This window comes from Methylobacterium indicum, assembly GCF_001043895.1.
GTDB classification, from domain to species: Bacteria; Pseudomonadota; Alphaproteobacteria; order Rhizobiales; family Beijerinckiaceae; genus Methylobacterium; species Methylobacterium indicum.
This window is the reverse complement of the sequence record NZ_JTHF01000082.1, coordinates 23,619-41,773: the sequence shown is the minus strand read 5'-3', so window position 1 is coordinate 41,773 and position 18,155 is coordinate 23,619. Positions and strand designations below refer to the sequence as shown.

The window sequence follows — 18,155 nt, the reverse complement described above, 5'->3', positions numbered from 1 at the left end:
ATTCGCCGGACCGGCCACCGCCCGGTTCCCAGCGCCGGCCCGCCTCCCTACCTTGCGGGCGGCAGGCCGGAGGCGAGCACCGTTCCAATGCGCAGGACGTCCTCATTCACCGAACGCGACATCCTGCGCAACTGCGGCCACGCCTCCTTCCACGACGGCGCGCGCGACCTCGCCGCGGGCCGGGTGCGCGAGATCGAGTGCGACGGGGACAAGACCATCGAAGGCGACGTCGAGAGCCGCACGGGCAAGACGGTGTACAGCGTCACGGTCGCCGTGGAGAAGGGCCGCACGGGCACCGTCATCACCGGGCACTGCACCTGCCCGGACCGCACCAATTGCCGGCACGTCGCGGCGGTGTTGCTCGGGGCGTTCCGGGGCACCGTCCTGCGCGCCCCGCCCCCGCCTCCGCCGACTCCCGAGACACGGGCGGCCCGGCTGCTCCAGCTCCAGGATTCCGCCGGCCCCGAGGCCCTGCCGTCGGAGCTGGAGAGCTGGATCCGGACCCTCGACCGCGCCCGCCGGACCGGCAGCGAGGCGTTTCCGCCCGAGATCGACCGGCGCCTGATCTACGTCCTCCTGGCCCTGCCCGGCCACGGCGGCACGGCGCCCCGCCTCGGCGTCGCGCCGATGCAGGCCCGTATCCTGAAGAGCGGGGCGCTGTCGGCCAAGGCCCGCCCGGTCGAGCCCTACGCCATCGTCCACGCGGGGACTCCGAGCGCCTACCTGCGCCCGTCGGACCTGCGCATCCTCAAGTCCCTCGCCGGGCGGCCGCGCGAGGCCGAGGCCGACGCGCCGCCGGCCTATTTCTTGCTCGACGAGGCCGGGGCCGAGATCCTGGAACGGGTCCTGGCGACCGGCCGGGCCCGGTTCGGGACCGTGCTGGGACCGGCCCTGGCGGCGGGCCCGCCCCGGCCCGGCCGGATCGACTGGGTCGAGGGCGAGGAGACCCTAGCGCCCCACCCGCGCCTCGACGACGGGGACGGCACGGGCGCGGGGCCGGGTGAAGGGGCGGACGAAACGACGAGCCAAGGCACGGTTTTGGCCCTCGCGGCCCGACCGCCAGCCTATCTCGATCCCGGGTCCGGGCTCGTCGGGCCGATCGAGGTCGGGGTGCCGCCCCACCTCGCCGCCGCCCTCATGGCGGCCCCGGCGGTGCCGGCGGCCTCGGCGCGGGCCCTCAACGCGGCGCTCGCCGAGGCGGTGCCGGACCTGCCCCTGCGCCTGCCGGAGCCGCCGCGGGAGACGATCGTCGACGTCGCGCCGGTGCCGGTCCTGCGCCTGTTCCAGATCGAGGCACCGGCGCCCTTCCTGTACGGGCAGCCGCCCTCGACCGTGCCCGTGCGCCTCGCCGCGCTGTCGTTCCGCTACGGCCCCGTCGCGGTGCCGTTCGGCGACCCGCGGCAGCGGCCGAGCCGGCTCGCCGGCGGCCGGCTCCACGTCGTGGAGCGCGACGGCCCGGCCGAGCGGCGGGCGGTGGCGCGGCTCCTCGCCCACGGCCTGTCGCCGCTCCAGGAGCGCCGGACGCCCCTGGCCCTCGGCTACGCCCAGCACCAGGCCCATGCCCGGGACTTCCTGCCCGATGCCGGCGAGGATGCCTGGCCCGCGATCCAGGCCGAGGCGCTGCCCGGCCTCGAGGCGGCGGGGTTCGAGGTCACGGCCGATCCGAGCTTCCGCGGCCGGGTGCTCCATCCGGATGGGGCGGTCGAGGTCGCGATCCGCGAGAGCACCGGGATCGACTGGCTCGAGCTCGACCTCGGGGTCGAGATCGAGGGCGAGCGCATCCCCCTCGCCGAGCCGGTCGCCGCGCTGCTGGCGCAGCCCGGCTTCGCGATCGAGACGCTCGACGAGACCTCGCCCGAGCCCGTGCTGGTGCCGCTGCCGGACGGGCGGGTGCTGGCGCTGCCGGCGGCCCGGCTCAGGCCGATCCTGCTCGCCCTGCGCGAATTGAGCCTCGGCGGCACCGGCGAGGGCGGGCGCCTGAAGCTCGGCCTCGTCGACGCCGCCACGCTCGCGGCCCTGGAGCGGGCGAGCGCAGAGGCGAGGATCGCCTGGCGCGGCGGCGAGTCGTTACGCGCCATGGGCCGGCGCCTGCTCGCCGAGGGCGGCATCCCGCCCGTGGCGCCGCCGGAGGGGTTTCGCGCGGCCCTGCGGCCCTACCAGGCGGAAGGGCTGTCCTGGCTCTCCTTCCTGCGCGAGGCCGGCCTCGGCGGGATCCTCGCCGACGACATGGGGCTCGGCAAGACCGTGCAGGCGCTGGCGCTGATCGCCCGCGAGAAGGCGGACGGGCGCCTCGACAGGCCCGCCCTCGTGGTCGCGCCGACGAGCCTGATGGCGAACTGGCGCCGAGAGGCGGAGCGCTTCGCCCCCGACCTCGCGGTGCTGGTCCTGCACGGGCTCGGCCGCCGGGAGCATTTCGACGCGATTCCCCGGCACGACCTCGTGCTCACCACCTACCCTCTCGTCGCCCGCGACCAGGCGGTGCTCGGCGCGCAGGCGTGGCATCTCCTGGTCCTCGACGAGGCCCAGACGATCAAGAACCCGGACGCGGCGACGACCCGGATCATCCGTGCGCTCACCGCCCGGCACCGGTTCTGCCTCTCGGGCACGCCGCTGGAAAACAACCTGGCGGAACTCTGGTCCCTGTTCTCCTTCGCCTGCCCGGGCCTGCTCGGCGAGCGCCGCACCTTCGCGCGGGACTGGCGCACGCCGATCGAGAAGCACGGCGACGCCGAGCGCGGCCGGCTGCTGGCGCGGCGGATCCGGCCGTTCCTGCTGCGCCGGACCAAGGAGGAGGTCGCCCGCGACCTGCCGGCCAAGACCGAGATCACCGAGGAGGTCGAGATGGGCGAGGCCCAGCGCGCCCTCTACGAATCGATCCGCCTTTCGATGCACGCCCGGGTGCGCGAGGCGATCGCCGCCAAGGGCTGGGAGCGCAGCCGGATCGTCGTCCTCGACGCCCTGCTCAAGCTGCGCCAGGCCTGCTGCGACCCGCGCCTGCTGAAGCTCGACCACGCGGCCGAGGCCGCCTCGGCCAAGCTCGAACGGCTGGAGGAGCTGCTCGAGGCGCTGCTCGCCGAGGGGCGCCGGGTGCTGGTGTTCTCGCAATTCACCGCGATGCTCGCCCTGATCAAGCCGCGGCTCGACCGGGCCGGCATCGCCTACACGGAACTGACCGGCCGCACCCGCGACCGGGAGGGGGCGATACGGCGCTTCGAGACCGGCGCGGCGCGGGTGTTCCTCATCAGCCTCAAGGCCGGCGGCACCGGACTCAACCTCGTCGCCGCCGACACGGTGATCCTCTACGATCCCTGGTGGAACCCGGCGGTGGAGGCCCAGGCGACCGACCGCGCCCATCGCATCGGCCAGGACAAGCCGGTCTTCGTCCACCGGATCGTCGCGGCACGCAGCATCGAGGAGAAGATGGAGGCGCTCAAGGCCCGCAAGAGCGCGCTCGCCGAGGCGCTGTTCGACCACGACGGTGCCCCGACGAGCGCGCTGACGCCGGCTGACATCGACGCGCTGCTGGAGGCGTGAGGCGGCGCCGGAACCAGGGCCTCGGCACCACCCGGCGGCGCTCACGCCGCCTGCTGGATCCCAACGGCGCTCACGCCGCCCGCCGCATTGCCGCGGCGCTCACGCCGCCTGCCGCATCCCCGCGGGGCTCAGCTCCGGCAGGGCGGCCACGGCGGGCCGCGCGAACAGGTAGCCCTGGAACAGGGTGATGCCGGCCTCGCGCAGGGCGGCGAGCTCGTCGGGGGTCTCGATCCCCTCGGCGATCACAGCGACGCCGAGCGCGCGCGCGATGCCGATCACGCCCGCGACGATCGCCCGCCGGGCCGGGGAATCGGCGATGCCGCGGATCAGCTCCATGTCGAGCTTGATCAGGTCGGGCTGGAACCGCGCCAGCAGGCCGAGGCCGGCATAGCCGGCGCCGAAATCGTCGAGCGCCGTGAGGAAGCCGCGCTGGCGGTAATCGGTGATGATGCGCTGGACGTGGGCCACGTCGGTCATGCGCTCGTTCTCGGTGAACTCGAACATGATCCGCTGGTGGGAAAACCCGATCCGCCGCGCCGCCTCGAGCGTCGCCCGGATGCAGGCCGCCGGCTCGTAGACCGCGTTCGGCAGGAAGTTGATCGACAGGCGCACGTCGCCGGCCGGAAACAGCCCGCCGGCCAGCTCGATCGCCTTGGTGCGGCAGGCCTGGTCGAACCGGTAGCGGTTGTCGTCGTTGACCTGGCCGAGGATGTAGCCGGCCCCCTGCCCCTCGGTGCCCCGCACCAGCGCTTCGTAGCCCCAGACCCCGTCAGTCTCGATGTCGACGATGGGGTGGAAGGCCATCGTGAAGGCGAAGGGAAGCGGTTCGCCGCTCCTGCATTGCCCGCATCCGCTCCGCTCTGTCATCATCCTGCTCCGAACCCGTCTGGGAATACCCTCCCAGGGTTATCTTCATGTAAGGTAAAACCTGCGGCTCACATGCCGGATATGGTGGACATGCCCGTGAATTCGGCGCGACGTCAGCCGACGCGGACGTCCCGGCTCGCCGGCACGGTGCCCGCCGCCCACCGCCCCTTGCCGGCGGCCTTGGCGCGGTAGAGCGCCGCGTCGGCCTCCGCCAGGAGCGCCGCCGGCTCCATGCCGGGAGCGGCCCAGGCGATGCCGACGCTGACGCCGATGCCGAGCCCGCCCGGGCAATCCGGCCCGAGGTCGCAGGGGGCCTTCACGGCCTCGATCAGGTGCGCCGCCACGATCGCGGCCTCGTGCGCCCGGTCGCCGCCGGCGAGGATCACGAACTCGTCGCCGCCCAGGCGCGCCGCCTCCCAGTCCGGCGGGAGCGCGGCGGCGATCCGGCCGGCGACCTCGATCAGCAGGGCGTCGCCGACGCCGTGGCCGAAGCAGTCGTTGACCGCCTTGAAGCCGTCGAGGTCGAGGTAGAGCAGGGCGAGGGACTTGCCCCCAGCGGGCAGACGGGCCGCGAGGCCGTCCATCAGCCCGGTGCGGTTGAGGAGGCCGGTCAGCGGGTCGTGCGTGGCGCGGCGCTGGTTCTCCCGCTTGGCGAGCAGCACCTCGACGTAGGTGTGGTTGAGCCGCACGGTCGTGATGCCGGTCGCCCCCGCAAAGATCAGGCCGAGGCCCGCGGCGAGCAGGAACCACGCATCGCCGTAATACAGCGGCAGCGCGATCTTCAGCGGCAGGTCGCAGAGAACGATCATCGCCACGGCGAGGCGTGGGGCGGCGTAGTTGCGGGTCACGATCCCGCTGAGAATGCCCATCATCGTCAGCGGCGCCAGGACCTGCAGCAGCGGGTCGCCGCTGAGGAAGCACAGGAGCGTCATGGTCCCGACCATCCCGGCCCAGGCCACGCTCGAGGCGAGCAGGAGGTCGGTCGGGGCCGGCCGGTTTTCGGCGACGGCACGCCGGGCGCGCAGGATGATCCCGATCCGGGCGGCGAGCAGAGTCAGGTCCGCCGCCAGCAGGCCGAGGAAGAGCGGCCCGGGATGCCGGATCGCGGCCGCGAGCTCGACGGCCAGCATCGCCAGGGCGCCGAGCGCCAGGGAGGCGAGGGAGGAGGACAGCGTCGCGAGCAGGCGCACGCGCACGTCGTCCGGCAGGTCGAGACCCGGATCCGCCAGCCAGCGCAGCAGCGCCGCCTTCGGCAACAGGTAGGACGGCGTCGGGTCGTGCATCGCTGGTATCCGGGATCACTCTCTCGCGCGTCCGCAAAAGAGCTTTCGGTCAGGCACCTTAAGAATCGATGACGCGGCGATCGCCCGTCGTCGCGTTCCAGACGCTCAGCCATGTTCCTCTGGGCAAGGTCTGTCCTCCACTGAAAGAATTCCTTGCGTCAGGCCCGCCGCAGCCAGTCGATCAGCCCGGCGCCGGGGGCGAGCCAGACGAAGGCCCAGAGAAAGGCCGAGGAGAGATTGGCGAGCCAGAACGGCAGCCGCGGCAGCAGCGCCACCCCGGCGATCAGCGGCACCACCGCCCGGGCCGGGCCGATGAAGCGGCCGACGACGATCGCCCAGGCGCCCCAGCGCTGGCAGAAGGCCTCGCCCTTCCGCACCATCTCGGGGTAGCGGCTGAGCGGCCACATCCGCTTGGCACCGTCCTTGTAGTAGCGGCCGACCTCGTAGGAGACCCAGTCCCCCAGGATGGCCCCGATCGCCGCGCCCACCATCACGGGCAGGAACGGGATCGCGCCCGAGCCGATCAGCGCCCCGATGCCGATCAGGATCACGGTCGCCGGCACGAGGAGCGAGAGCACCGCCAGGGATTCGCAGAAGGCGATGATCCCGGTGATCACCGGCGCCCAGGCCTGGTGGTCGCGCACGAAATCGAGCACCGTGGTGCGCATGCTCTCGAAGTCCATCTCGAACCTTGACCTTGGGGTGGCGGGCAGCAGGGAGAAGTCGCAAGGCCGCGGGGACGTTCCGCGGGGACGTTCCGCCGGGGCGTTGCGCGTCGCAGATCGTATCGGTCCGGCGCGGTGAGCGCCGGGTGAATCCCGCGGGGGGCCTCCCGCCGTTCGGGGCGGTTGCCAGGAGCGCCCGATCCGGGGATCGTGCGGGCCTCGCGCCCCGGCCCCGGCCGAGGGCGCCCCCGCGAGGGTCCCGTGCCGCGATGAACGTCCTGTCGATCCAGTCCCACGTCGCCTACGGCCATGTCGGCAACGCCTCGGCGGTCTTCCCGATGCAGCGGCTCGGGGTCGAGGTCTGGGCCGTGCACACGGTGCAGTTCTCCAACCACACCGGTTACGGCGCCTGGCGCGGCCGGGTGTTCGACGGGCCGGCGATCGAGGAGCTGGTCGAGGGCATCGCCGAGCGCGGGGTGCTGCCGACCTGCGACGGGGTGCTGTCGGGCTACATGGGCTCGGCCGATATCGGCACGGCGATCCTCAGGGCGGTCGCGCGGGTGCGGGCCGCCAACCCCGCGGCGCTCTATTGCTGCGACCCGGTGATCGGGGATGTCGGCCGCGGCGTCTTCGTGCGCCCGGGCATCCCGGAATTCATGCGCGACCACGCGGTGCCGGCGGCCGACCTCATCACCCCCAACCAGTTCGAGCTCGACTACCTCAGCGGCATCGAGACCCGGACGCTGGCCGACGCGAAGGCGGCCGTCGCCGCCGTGCAGGCGAGCGGCCCGAAGGTGGTGCTGGTCACCTCGCTCCACACCGAGGAGACGCCGGACGACAGCATCGACATGCTGGCCGGCGAGGCCGGCCGGTTCTGGCGCCTGCGCACCCCGCGCCTGTCCTTGAGCGTCAACGGCGCGGGCGACGCCACCGCCGCCCTGTTCCTGGTGCACTACGCCCGCACCCGCTCGGCCGGCGAGGCGCTGGGGGCCGCCGCCGCCTCGGTCTTCGGCCTCCTGCGGCGCACCGAGGAGGCCGGCGCCCGGGAGATCCTGACGGTCGCGGCGCAGGACGAGTTCGTGGCCCCGAGCCGGACCTTCCCGGTCGAGGCGGTGTGAGCGGTCACGCCTCCGGAGCCGGTCTCAGGCCTCCAGCGCCAGGAGCGCGAAGCTCGCGAGCCAGTGCTCGCCCATGTAGTCGTCGGCGAGGTGCGGCAGCGCCGCGGCGAGATGCGCCTCGGCCGCCTCGCGCAGGATCAGGACCCGCGGGTCGCCATCGGTGAGCGCGCCGGCGAGGGAGCGCAGGCACCAGGCCCGGCTGAGGTTGAGTCCGTCGAGATGGGCGATCTTGCCGTCGCTGCGGTCGGTGACGGTGGCCGGACGAAACAGGGTCGCGGGGCGGCGTTCGGCGAGGCGCGGCAGGAAGCGGTCGAACCACGGCCCGAACGCGTCCGCCGGCATCAGGCGGCGCAGGCACTCGGCCTCGATCAGCGCGGAGGACAGGAAGTCGTCGCCGCTCGGCTCGCCCCAGGCCGGGCAATCGACATCCTCGCCGTACCAGCGCAGGGCGGTGGCGCGCAGCAGATCGCTCAGCGCCGCATCCCCGGTTCCTTGCGCGTAATCCGCCGCCATGCGCAGCCCGAAGGCGGTGTTGAAATGCGTGCCGACCCGCACCGGGTACGGCGAGAGCGGCAGGAAGTCCCGGAAGCGCTGAGCAAAGATCTCGGCCATCGGGGCGAGCGCCCGCGCCCAGCGCGGATCGGGCAGGCGCGCCAGCTCGTCGGCGAGCTTCAGGGCCCAGGCCCAGCCGTAGGGCCGCTTGAAGCCCCGCGCGGTCGGGGCCTCCAGGTAGGCGCACTCGCCCGCGACCTTCTCGGGCGTCAGCTGGCGATCGAACAGCGCGCGGATCGCGGCGGCCTGCGGTCCTTCGGGGAAGAGCCGCAGCACCCGGGCGAGCAGCCAGTAGCCATGGACGCAGGAATGCCAGTCGAAGCTGCCGTAGAACACCGGGTGCAGCGCGGCGGGCGTGCGCGCGTCGTCCGGCCCGGCCAGCGTGTGGTCGGGCTTGTTCGGGTATTCCCGGGTGACGTGGCCGAGGGTGAGCGCGGCGAAGCGGGCGCCGGTCTCGGGGGTGAGAATATGGGGCATGGCAGGGCGCTCCGTCGGATCGTCCCGCACGCCTACACCATCCGGGGGCGGCGCATCATCTCCGGCCGTCAGACCTTGTGCCTTCCCCTTGCGCCCTCCCCCCGATCCGTGCTGCCTCGCGCCACGCCTTCGGACGGATGGATGGTCCAATGCCCGCACGCCGCTACGCCACCCTGGACGTGTTCACGCAGACGGCGCTCGCCGGCAACCCGCTGGCGGTCGTGCTCGACGCCGAGGGGCTGGACGAGGCCGCGATGCAGGCCATCGCCGGGGAATTCAACCTGTCGGAGACGGTGTTCGTGCTGCCGCCCGCCGAGAGCCGGCACCGGGCGCGGCTGCGGATCTTCACGCCCACCCAGGAGCTCGCCTTCGCGGGGCACCCGACCGTCGGCACCGCGGTGCTGCTCGCGCTGGGCGACCAGCGGGCGGAGGTCGCCGACGCGGTGGCGTTCGGGCTCGAGGAGCAGGTCGGCGTGGTGCCCTGCGTGGTCGAGGCCGGCGAGGGGCGCGGCCGCGCCCGCTTCCGCCTGCCGCGCCTGCCAGAGAGCTGGGGCGAGGAGCCGGACGCCACGGCGCTCGCCGGGGCGCTCGGCCTGTCGCCCTCCGAGATCGGGTTCGCCCGCCACCGGCCGAGCCGCTACAGCGCCGGCACGCCGTTCCACCTCGTGCCGGTGCGGAACCTCGACGCCCTCGGGCGGGCCCGGGCGAGCGCCGCCTCCCTGACCGAGGCCCTCGGGCCCGGCGCCAAGGTCTTCCTCTATACCGGCGAGACCGGCGATCCCGCCCACGACTTCCGGGCCCGGATGTTCGCCCCCGCCGCCGGCATCGCCGAGGACCCGGCGACCGGCGGGGCGGTGGCGGCCTTCGCGGGCGCCCTGATCCAGTTCGAGCCCTTGGGCGGCGGCACCCACGACCTCCGCATCGCGCAAGGGATCGAGATGGGCCGGCCAAGCGAGATCCTGCTCCAGCTCACGATCGAGGACGGGGCCTTGCGGGCGGCGGAGATCGGCGGCAGCGCCGTCCTGGTCTCCGAGGGCGTGCTGCACCTGTGACCGGCGTCACCCTCACGCCGGCCCGCGCGGTCGCGGCCCGGATGGTCGCGCAGGACTGGCCCTGGGCCCGCGACAACCGGGCCGCCATCGCGGCGCATTGGGAGCGGCGCCGGGCAGCCCGGCCGGCGATGTTCAACGGTACCGTGCTGATGCTGCGGCGCTGGTCGCTCGCCGACGGGGTTCTGGACCTCGACCTGTTCGAGGCCGAGTTCGCCGCCCTCCTGGCCTTCAAGGATTGGGGCTTCCCGGACGGGAGCGTCCTCAACGTCTTCGCGGCGGCGGTGCCCCGCACCCGGGACGGCGCCTTCCTGCTCGGCGAGATGGGACCGCAGACCGCCGCCGCGGGGCGGATCTACTTCCCCTGCGGCACCCCGGACCGCAGCGACATCGCCCCCGACGGCCGGGTCGACCTCGCGGCGAGCGCGCTGCGCGAATTGCGGGAGGAGACCGGTCTCACCGCGCCGGAGGGGCCGGATCCCGGCTGGATCGTCGTGCGCGACGGCGGCCTGATGGCGCTCCTGCGCCCGGTTCAGCTCGCCGAGGACGAGGCGGAGGTACGAACGCGGATCGCCGCCCACCTCGCCGCCGAGGCGGAGCCGGAACTGTCCGGCATCGTCGCCGTGCGCAAGGCCGCGGACCTCGACCCCGCCCTGATGCCGGGCTTCGCGCGGCACTACCTCGAGGCCGTGCTGGCGGGGACCGCCTGAACGTGCGTTCGGCGAAGCGCAACTGTATTGAGAGCGCCTGACAGAACGGCACGATCCGGGTGAGTGTGACGAGGCTGGGCTGGAGGAACGTGAAGGCGTCGTAGATGTCGGCGCGCCGTTCGTCGCTGACGGGCAAGCGGCGGGCGCGGCTGGACCAGGCATGGCTGCGCTCGACCACCCAGCGATGCCGCCCGAGCCCGTCGCTTCGCTCGATGCCGCGCCGGGCAATCCGCGGCCTGATCCCGCGCGCCCGGCGCTCCTGCCACCGCACCTTGGCATCGTAGGCCTTGTCGGCGTGCAGCTTGTCGGGGCGCCCGCGCAGGCGTCCTCGCCGCCCGCTGCGCAGAGGCGGGATCGCGTCCAGCGTCGGGGCCATCGGCGGGCTGTCGTGGCAATGGGCACCGATCCGAACGAGGCCGAGCGGCGTGCCGCGCGCGTCGGTGACGAGGTGGCGCCTGGTCCCCGCCTTGCCCCGATCCGTCGGGTTCGGGCCGGTGGCAGACCCCCTTTCTTCGCCGGCACGCTCGCACCGTCGACGCTCGCCCGGCTCCCGTCGATCTCGCCCGCCACATACCGGTCGCTTGCCGGCCGCTTGCCGGTCGCGCAGTCGGCGCCGGCAACTCATGCCGCAGCGGCACGTCATCTCGGCCGGCAGCATCTCCCGGGGGATGTCCGAGCGCAGCACGAACAGGATGCCCGTCAGGGCAGCCCGATCGTCCACCCGGGGACGCCCGCCCCTCGGGCGGAGCGGGTGCGGCGGCAGAAGGGGGGCGATCGCAGCCCGGAGATCGTCGGGGAGAAGCGGGCGAGCCATAACAACCCAACGCCCACCCGACCCGCTCGTGCCGGTCTGGTGGGCGCTCTCGAGGACGCGGGACGAGCCGCCCTCAATGCGCCTCCTGCCAGTTCAAGGCCGCCTTGGCCTCGACGGCGAGCGGCACCCGCAGGGTGACGGCCGGGTGGGGCGCCTCCTCCATCACCCGGGCGATGATCGGCAGCGCGCGGTCGACCTCGTCGTCGGGCGCCTCGAACACGAGCTCGTCGTGGACCTGGAGCAGCATCCGGGTCGCGAGGCCGGCTTCCGCCAGCGCGCCCTCCATCCGGGCCATCGCCCGCCGGATGATGTCGGCGGCCGTGCCCTGGATCGGCGCGTTGATCGCCTGGCGCTCGACCGAGGCGCGCTCCTGCGGGTTGTTGGAGCGGATCTGCGGGTAGTGGCAGACCCGGCCGAACAGGGTCGTGACGTAGCCCTTGTCGCGGCAGAGCTTCTTGGTGTCGTCGATATAGGCGCGGATGCCGGGGAAGCGCTCGAAATACTGCTTGATGAAGGCCGCGGCCTCGCCCTGCGGGATGCCGAGCCGGTCGGCGAGGCCGAAGGCCGAGATGCCGTAGATGATGCCGAAATTGATGGTCTTGGCCTTGCGGCGCAGGTCCGAGGTCATCTGGTCGAGGGGCACGCCGAACATCGCCGAGGCGGTGGCCGCGTGGATGTCGATGCCGTCCTCGAAGGCCTGGCGCAGCTGCGGGATGTCGGCGATGTGGGCGAGCAGGCGCAGCTCGATCTGGCTGTAATCGGCCGAGATCAGCTTGTGCCCGGCATCGGCCACGAAGGCCTGGCGGATGCGCCGGCCCTCCTCGGTCCGGACCGGGATGTTCTGGAGGTTGGGGTCCGACGAGGAGAGGCGTCCGGTCGTGGTCGCGGCGAGCGCGAAGGAGGTGTGGACCCGGTCGGTGCCGCGGTCGGCGTGCTCCTGCAGGCTGTCGGTGTAGGTCGATTTCAGCTTCGAGAGCTGGCGCCATTCGAGGATCCGGCGCGGCAGGTCGTGACCCTGGCCGGCCAGCTCCTCGAGCAGGGTCGCGGGCGTCGCCCACTGGCCGGACGGGGTCTTCTTGGCGCCGGGCAGGCCCATCTTGCCGAACAGGATGTCGCCGATCTGCTTCGGGGACGAGACGGAGAACTTTTCCCCCGCCATCTCCTGGATCTCGTCCTCGAGTCGCGCCAGCGACTGGGCGAAATCGCCCGAGAGCCGGCTCAGCATCTGGCGATCGACCTTGATGCCCTCGCGCTCCATCCGCGCCAGCACCGGCACGAGGGGCCGCTCCAGGGTCTCGTAGACGGTGGCGCGGCGCTCGGCGGCGAGCCGCGGCTTCATCAGCCGCCACAGCCGCAGCGTCACGTCGGCGTCCTCGGCCGCGTAGGCCGTGGCCTTGTCGAGGGCGACACGATCGAAGGTGATCTTCTGGCGCCCGGTCCCGGCGACGTCCGCGAAGGTGATCGGCTGGTGGCCGAGATGGCGGCGGGCCAGTTCGTCCATGCCGTGCGAGCCCTTGCCGGCATCGAGCACGTAGGAGATCAGCATCGTGTCGTCGAAGGGCCGGACCTCGATGCCGTGGCGGGCGAGCACCAGCCAGTCGTACTTGACGTTCTGGCCGATCTTGAGCACCGCCGGGTTTTCCAGGAGCGGCTTCAGGCGCGCCTGCACGGCCTCCCAGGAGAGCTGCCCCGGCAGCAGGCCGCCGCCGAACAGGTCCTCGCCGCCGCGATGGCTGAGCGGGATGTAGCAGGCCCGGCCCGGCGCGGTGGCGAGCGACACGCCGACGAGGTCGGCCTTGTTGGCGTCGAGCGCGGTCGTCTCGGTATCGACCGCGACGATGCCCGCCTCGACCGCCTCGGCGATCCAGGATTCCAGGCTCTCGACCGTGGTGACGGTCTCGTAAGCGGCGGTGTCGAATGGCTTGACCGATTCCGCCGCGCGCGCCGCCACCAGGGTGGTGGGCGTCGCCTCGGTCGGGGCCTTGGGCTTGGGCGGCCCGTCCGGCAGGGCGAGATCGGCGAAGGGATCGACCTCGGCCGCGGCCGAAGTGGGGGCGCCGTCGGGCGTGTCGCCGAAGAACGGCGTGACGTCGCTGCCGCCCTTCTCGTTCGTGAAGCCGGAATCGGCGCCCGCCGGCAGGAGCGAGGGGTCGGGGCGCACCGCCTCGGGGTCGACGTGCAGCATCTGGGCGATGCGGCGCGTCAGGGTGTTGAACTCCATCGCCTTGAGGAAGCCGACGAGGCGCTCGGGGTCGGGCTTCGGAAGCCTGAGGTCGTCGAGCGGCACCGGCACCGGCACCGCTTCGTCGAGGGCGACGAGGCGGCGCGACAGGCGGGCCTGGTCGATATTGGCCAGAAGCGTCTCGCGGCGCTTGGGCTGCTTGATGGTGGCGGCCTTGTCGAGCAGCGCCTCCAGGCTGCCGAACTCCTTGATCAAGGCCGCGGCGGTCTTGAGCCCGATGCCCGGCACGCCCGGCACGTTGTCGGAGGTGTCGCCGATCAGCGCCAGGGCGTCGCCGATCTGCTCGGGCCCCAGGCCCTCCCAGCGCTCCAGGATGGCGGCGCGGTCGAGGTTGCGCTCGGGCCGGTAGCCCGGCTTGCCCTTCTGGCCAGATTCGAAGTCGTAGAACCGCACGAGGTCGCCGACGAGCTGCATCAGGTCCTTGTCGGAGGACACGATGATCACGCCCGCCCCCCGGCCTTCCGCCTGGCGGGAATAGGTCGCGATCAGGTCGTCGGCCTCGTAGCGCTGCAACTCGATCGGGTGCAGGCCGAAGGCGCGCACCGCGTCGCGCATCAACGGCATCTGGCGCTTGAGGTCGTCGGGCGCGTCGGGCCGGTGGCCCTTGTAGTCCGGAAAGATCTCCTTCCGGAACGAGCCTTCGGACTTGTCGAACACGATGCCGAGATGGGTCGGCACCACGCCGGCCGCGCCCTCCTGCACGAACTGCGCGAGCTTGGCGCAGAACAGCCGCACCGCCCCGGTCGGCAGCCCGTCGGAGGGCCGGAAGTTGTAGCGCTCGGGCTGGTTGATCGACTGGAAATAGGCCCGGAAGATGAACGACGAGCCGTCGACCAGGAGCACCTGATCGCCGGGGCCGACGGGCTTCGTCTCGGGGGCGGTCTCGGTGCTCATGCGGGCTGACACTTTTGCGGCGGTCGGTCGAGACCCGTCTTAGTGCGTCGCCGGGACGAGGCAAACCGCGGCGCGGGCGCGCTCCCCGGGGAATGGGTGTGCCTCCCGCACACCAGGAGCCCGTGAAAGCGCGGGCGGACTAGCCCGGAAGCTTGACTTGGCGCGGGCGGAAGCCTGGTGTCGGGTGAGAGAGCAACCGTCATTCGCCCGGGGACAGGGTGCCGCCTTCGGGCCGGCGCCGACCGGGCCCGGGGACCGGCCCATGCCCAAGACATCCATCAGCAGGACACCCCTTCTCGCCGCCCTCCTGCTGGGTCTCACCGCCGCCGGCCTGTCGGCCGCGCAAGCCCGCTCGGCCCGCCAGGAGATCGCCCCGGCCGAGGAGCGCGAATTCCCGTTCGACGCCCAGATCCCGGGCTGCCAGGACGAGGGCGTGCTGGAGAAGATCACCTACCAGTTCGCCGAGAAGGAGGCGAAGTTCTGGAACTCGACGCTGACGATCGCGACCTACGACAGCATCGAGCGCACCGCCTGGCGTCCCTGGGGCCTCGACTTCTACCCGCGCCGCTTCTGCACCGCGGTCGCCACCACCTCGGACGGGGTGCGCCGGCGGGTCGACTACTCGGTGCGCGAGAGCCTCGGCATCATCGGGTCGACCTACGGCGTCGAGTTCTGCGTCCACGGCCTCGACCGCAACCTCGCCTACGCCTACGCCTCGGCCTCGTCCTGCCGCGAGGCCCGGCCCTGATGCGCGCGCTGGCCGCCCTCCTCCTCGCGGCGAGCGTCGCGGGGTCGCTCGCCGCCGGCCCGGCCGCCGCGCAGGGGCGCGGGGGCGGCGAGCCCGGCGTGTTCGACTTCTACGTCCTCGCCCTGTCGTGGTCGCCGACCTATTGCGCGCTCACCGGCGAGCGGCGCAACGACCGCCAGTGCGAGACCGGCCGCAACCCCGGCTTCGTGGTCCACGGTCTGTGGCCGCAATACGACCGCGGCTTCCCGAGCGAGTGCGGCGCCTTCTCCCGCAGCCCGAGCCGCCCGGCGCTGCAGGAGGCCGAGGGCGTCTTCCCGAGCGAGGGCCTGGCCCGCCACGAATGGCGCCAGCACGGCACCTGCTCGGGCCTCGACCCCGCCGCCTATTTCCGCGCGACCGCCAAGGCCCGCGACGCGGTGACGATCCCCGCCGCGCTCGCGAGCCCCAAGGAGGATCTGCGCGCCGCGCCGATCGACATCGCCCGCCAGTTCGTTGCCGCCAATCCGGGCCTGCGCCCGGACATGATGTCGGTGACGTGCCGGTCCGGGCAGCTCCAGGAGGTGCGGATCTGCTTCACCAAGGATCTGCGCGGCTTTGCCGCCTGCCCCGAGGTGGCGCGCCAGAACTGCCGGGCCGGCGAGGTGACGGTGGGGGCGGGGCGGTAGCGCCTCGCCGTCCCGTGGGGGGCGTTCGCGCGCGGGCGCCGCGGAGCGCCCGGGGCGGTGAACGCCCGACGTGAACGCCCGACGTCGTCGTGCCGGGGCCCGCGCGCGATCCCGCGGAAAGGCCGCCGCGGTGGAAAGCCGTCGGCCCGCTTCGGCTCGCGGTGTCGACAAAGCGGGCCTCGACGGCGTGCGATCGTGGCGCCGGGCCCGATCGCCTTGCCGCCGGGCAATGCCCCCGGCCTTCGATTTTTGCCGACTTTGCTTCGAAGGACCCGTCAGTCCGTCGTCGAAAACCCCCTCTCGTCTCTCTCGAGATGTCGACCCAGGAAATCGCCCATCAGGTGTGCGATCTCGGCGGCGTGCGTCTCCAGGGCGAAGTGTCCCGTGTCGAGGAAATGGATCTCGGCCTCGGGGAGATCGCGTCGGTAGGCCTCCGCCCCGGGCGGGATGAAGAAGGGATCGTTTTTCCCCCATACCGCCAGCAGCGGCGGCCGATGCTCGCGGAAGTAGGCCTGGAATTGCGGGTAGAGTGCCACGTTCGTACGGTAGCTGAGGATCAGATCGAGCTGGATCTCCCGGGCTCCCGGACGATGCATGTAGTGCATGTCCAGCACCATCCCGTCGGGGGATAGGCGGCCGGCCGGCGCGCCGTGCGCGTACTGCACATGGATCGCCTCGTCGGTGAGCGCTGCGCGGCAGGCCTCGCGGTTCCCCGGGCTCGGGTCGCGCCAATAGGCCTGCCACGGCTCCCATTCCCGGCTGAGCCCCTCGAGGTAGGCGTTGCCGTTCTGGGAGACGATGGCCGTCACCCGCTCGGGATGACGCATGGCGAGCCGGAGTCCGGTGGGGGCGCCGTAGTCGAAGATGTACAGCGCGTAGCGAGTCAGTCCCATGGCCTCGACGAAGCCTTCGATCACCCCGGCAAGACGATCGAAGCTGTAATCGAAGGCATCGCGCCCGGGCGACGTCGTGTTGCCGAAGCCCGGGAGATCGGGGGCGATGACGCGGTAGCGATCGGCCAGGAGTGGGATCAGATCGCGGAACATGTGCGAGGCGGTCGGGAAGCCGTGCAGCAGGAGGAGGACCGGCGCATCGCGCGGACCCGCCTCCCGGTAGAAGACGCCAACATCGCCGACTTGCTTGGTGCCGTAGCCGACCGTCATAGTGCCGTTCTCCGATGGGGAGGGAGCGTGCGGACGAGGCTCATGCGGCGCTGCCTCCACGGACCGTCGCGGCGAGACGCATCACGGTCCCGCCCGGTCCGAGCGCTCCTGAGACGCGTGCGTCGCGCCTGGCCGTCTCGTGGCGTCGTCATGATCCCCGCGGCTCCGCGCCGCTGGACGAAGGGGATCTAGCACCTTGCTGCAGATGCAATAAGATCGCCCCATCGCAAGCTACGATTTCAGGACATGAAACGATGGATCGGCTCGATGCGATGGCGGTGTTCGCCGCCGTCGTCGAGACCGGCTCGCTCGCCGCCGCGGGGCGAAAGCTCGGCCACTCACCGGCGACCGTCACCCGGGCGGTGGCGATGCTGGAGGAGCGCCTGGGCGAGCGTCTGCTGCACCGCTCGACCCGGGCGCTGCGATTGACGGAACGCGGCGAGCATCAGGTCGCCGTCTATCGCAGCATCCTGGCCGAGCTCGCCGAAGCGGATGGTGGCGATGCGGCGGGCGACCGGGTCGCGGGCCGGATCACCCTGACCGCGCCGGAGCTGTTCGGCCGCTCCGTCCTGATGCCCGTCGTCGAGACGTTCCTCGACGAGCACCCCGACGTCAGCCTGCGCATGCTCCTGCTGAACCGCGTGGTGAGCCTGGTCGAGGAAGGCGTCGACGTCGCGGTCCGGCTCGCGCCGCTCCCCGCCTCGGGCATGATCGCCGTCAGGCTCGGCGAGATGCGCAGGCTGGTATGCGCGGCACCGGACTATCTTGCCCATGCGGGGATACCGCCGGATCCGGGCGCCCTGCAGCATCACCGCTGCATCGGCACGGAGGACGGCGCCGCCCGCGAGCAGTGGCATTTCATCGATCGCACCTCGGCCCGCGAACGCCGGCTCTCGATGGCCGTCCAGCCCCGCATCGCACTCAACGGCGCAGGCGCCGCCATCGATGCCGCGATCCGCGGTCAAGGCGTCTGCCGCGCCATGGCCTATCAGGCGGTCGAGCACATCGAAGCCGGCCGCCTGACGGCGCTCCTGTGCGACTTCGAGCCCGAGCCGCTGCCGATCCACCTGGTCTTCCATGCGATTCCGCGGCGGAACGCGGCCCTGCGCGCCTTCGTCGACCATGCGACGCCGAGATTGAGGGCGGCCGTCAGAAACGTCTCGGATCGTACCGCACGCGCCGCAGGTGCTTCGTCGGATGTCCGCTCCGGGTGACCTGCGGCGCAGCGTTCAGGCGAAATAACTCAGTCGAACGCAGTCCGTCCGGCGGCCGGTCCCGCGCGATTCCGCCCCTCCGGCGTGCCCCTTTGGCAGAGAGCATCGGCAACACGCCAGAAACAGACTTGCCAACAAGTTGCGCCCAATTCATTCTGCC

The 18,155-nt window shown here is 72.5% G+C and carries 13 protein-coding genes and 1 pseudogene; 7 read left to right on the top strand and 7 right to left on the bottom strand.

Annotated elements, in window-relative coordinates:
* The first annotated feature begins 87 nt into the window (after positions 1 to 87).
* On the top strand, positions 88 to 3,534 hold the full coding sequence (locus QR78_RS10375; RefSeq protein ID WP_048427439.1) for a DEAD/DEAH box helicase: 3,447 nt from the start codon (positions 88 to 90) through the stop codon (positions 3,532 to 3,534).
* 99 nt (positions 3,535 to 3,633) lie between these two features.
* Here the strand turns inward: QR78_RS10375 and QR78_RS10370 are convergent, their stop codons facing one another.
* The 3 genes from QR78_RS10370 to QR78_RS10360 form a co-directional block, all read right to left on the bottom strand.
* Complete coding sequence (locus QR78_RS10370) at positions 3,634 to 4,401, bottom strand: EAL domain-containing protein (RefSeq protein WP_048427455.1); 768 nt, start codon at positions 4,399 to 4,401, stop codon at positions 3,634 to 3,636.
* Positions 4,402 to 4,514: 113 nt separating this feature from the next.
* The gene (locus QR78_RS10365; RefSeq protein ID WP_048427438.1) at positions 4,515 to 5,684 is read right to left on the bottom strand and encodes a GGDEF domain-containing protein; all 1,170 of its coding nucleotides are present in this window, start codon (positions 5,682 to 5,684) and stop codon (positions 4,515 to 4,517) included.
* Between the two features lie 158 nt (positions 5,685 to 5,842).
* The gene (locus QR78_RS10360; protein WP_048427437.1) at positions 5,843 to 6,367 is read right to left on the bottom strand and encodes a DedA family protein; all 525 of its coding nucleotides are present in this window, start codon (positions 6,365 to 6,367) and stop codon (positions 5,843 to 5,845) included.
* A gap of 251 nt (positions 6,368 to 6,618) precedes the next feature.
* Between QR78_RS10360 and pdxY the strand changes: the two genes are divergently transcribed.
* Entirely contained in the window at positions 6,619 to 7,467 is an 849-nt protein-coding gene (gene pdxY, locus QR78_RS10355) for a pyridoxal kinase PdxY (protein ID WP_048427436.1), read from the top strand.
* Positions 7,468 to 7,491: 24 nt separating this feature from the next.
* On the opposite strand, the gene QR78_RS10350 is transcribed toward pdxY, so the two are convergent.
* Positions 7,492 to 8,496, bottom strand: coding sequence for a DUF2891 domain-containing protein (locus tag QR78_RS10350; RefSeq protein ID WP_048427435.1), 1,005 nt, complete (start codon positions 8,494 to 8,496; stop codon positions 7,492 to 7,494).
* A gap of 149 nt (positions 8,497 to 8,645) precedes the next feature.
* Between QR78_RS10350 and QR78_RS10345 the strand changes: the two genes are divergently transcribed.
* Both QR78_RS10345 and QR78_RS10340 read left to right on the top strand, forming a co-directional pair.
* Positions 8,646 to 9,548 (top strand): PhzF family phenazine biosynthesis protein, encoded by a 903-nt coding sequence (locus QR78_RS10345; protein WP_048427434.1) that lies wholly within the window; start codon positions 8,646 to 8,648, stop codon positions 9,546 to 9,548.
* Positions 9,545 to 10,255, top strand: a complete 711-nt coding sequence (locus tag QR78_RS10340) for an NUDIX hydrolase (protein WP_179945821.1) — start codon at positions 9,545 to 9,547, stop codon at positions 10,253 to 10,255. Before QR78_RS10345 ends, QR78_RS10340 begins: the two co-directional genes overlap by 4 nt.
* Before the next feature lie 40 nt (positions 10,256 to 10,295).
* Here QR78_RS10340 and QR78_RS32605 read toward each other — a convergent pair.
* Together QR78_RS32605 and polA are read right to left on the bottom strand one after the other, a co-directional pair.
* Positions 10,296 to 11,069: pseudogene (locus QR78_RS32605) on the bottom strand (IS5 family transposase); the annotation flags it as partial.
* A 73-nt stretch (positions 11,070 to 11,142) separates the two neighbouring features.
* Positions 11,143 to 14,205: a DNA polymerase I gene (gene polA / locus QR78_RS10335; RefSeq protein ID WP_048427433.1), complete on the bottom strand. Its 3,063-nt coding sequence runs from the start codon at positions 14,203 to 14,205 to the stop codon at positions 11,143 to 11,145.
* Positions 14,206 to 14,467: 262 nt separating this feature from the next.
* Here polA and QR78_RS10330 point away from each other — a divergent pair, with 262 nt between their 5' ends.
* Entirely contained in the window at positions 14,468 to 14,953 is a 486-nt protein-coding gene (locus QR78_RS10330) for a hypothetical protein (RefSeq protein WP_048427432.1), read from the top strand.
* Entirely contained in the window at positions 14,953 to 15,618 is a 666-nt protein-coding gene (locus QR78_RS10325; RefSeq protein WP_048427431.1) for a ribonuclease T2 family protein, read from the top strand. Before QR78_RS10330 ends, QR78_RS10325 begins: the two co-directional genes overlap by 1 nt.
* A gap of 275 nt (positions 15,619 to 15,893) precedes the next feature.
* On the opposite strand, the gene QR78_RS10320 is transcribed toward QR78_RS10325, so the two are convergent.
* Positions 15,894 to 16,781 carry an alpha/beta fold hydrolase gene (locus tag QR78_RS10320; protein ID WP_048427430.1) on the bottom strand — a complete coding sequence of 296 codons (888 nt, stop codon included), beginning with the start codon at positions 16,779 to 16,781 and terminating at the stop codon, positions 15,894 to 15,896.
* A 254-nt stretch (positions 16,782 to 17,035) separates the two neighbouring features.
* Here QR78_RS10320 and QR78_RS10315 point away from each other — a divergent pair, with 254 nt between their 5' ends.
* Positions 17,036 to 17,995 (top strand): LysR family transcriptional regulator, encoded by a 960-nt coding sequence (locus QR78_RS10315; protein WP_048427429.1) that lies wholly within the window; start codon positions 17,036 to 17,038, stop codon positions 17,993 to 17,995.
* The last annotated feature ends 160 nt before the right edge of the window (positions 17,996 to 18,155 follow it).

Bases quoted from the DNA above. Each gene is read 5' to 3' on its own strand.
- QR78_RS10375 (WP_048427439.1), top strand. From the start codon at position 88: ATGCGCAGGACGTCCTCATTCACCGAACGCGACATCCTGCGCAACTGC.
- QR78_RS10370 (WP_048427455.1), bottom strand. From the start codon at position 4,401: ATGACAGAGCGGAGCGGATGCGGGCAATGCAGGAGCGGCGAACCGCTT.
- QR78_RS10365 (WP_048427438.1), bottom strand. From the start codon at position 5,684: ATGCACGACCCGACGCCGTCCTACCTGTTGCCGAAGGCGGCGCTGCTG.
- QR78_RS10360 (WP_048427437.1), bottom strand. From the start codon at position 6,367: ATGGACTTCGAGAGCATGCGCACCACGGTGCTCGATTTCGTGCGCGAC.
- pdxY (WP_048427436.1), top strand. From the start codon at position 6,619: ATGAACGTCCTGTCGATCCAGTCCCACGTCGCCTACGGCCATGTCGGC.
- QR78_RS10350 (WP_048427435.1), bottom strand. From the start codon at position 8,496: ATGCCCCATATTCTCACCCCCGAGACCGGCGCCCGCTTCGCCGCGCTC.
- QR78_RS10345 (WP_048427434.1), top strand. From the start codon at position 8,646: ATGCCCGCACGCCGCTACGCCACCCTGGACGTGTTCACGCAGACGGCG.
- polA (WP_048427433.1), bottom strand. From the start codon at position 14,205: ATGAGCACCGAGACCGCCCCCGAGACGAAGCCCGTCGGCCCCGGCGAT.
- QR78_RS10330 (WP_048427432.1), top strand. From the start codon at position 14,468: ATGCCCAAGACATCCATCAGCAGGACACCCCTTCTCGCCGCCCTCCTG.
- QR78_RS10325 (WP_048427431.1), top strand. From the start codon at position 14,953: ATGCGCGCGCTGGCCGCCCTCCTCCTCGCGGCGAGCGTCGCGGGGTCG.
- QR78_RS10320 (WP_048427430.1), bottom strand. From the start codon at position 16,781: ATGACGGTCGGCTACGGCACCAAGCAAGTCGGCGATGTTGGCGTCTTC.
- QR78_RS10315 (WP_048427429.1), top strand. From the start codon at position 17,036: ATGGATCGGCTCGATGCGATGGCGGTGTTCGCCGCCGTCGTCGAGACC.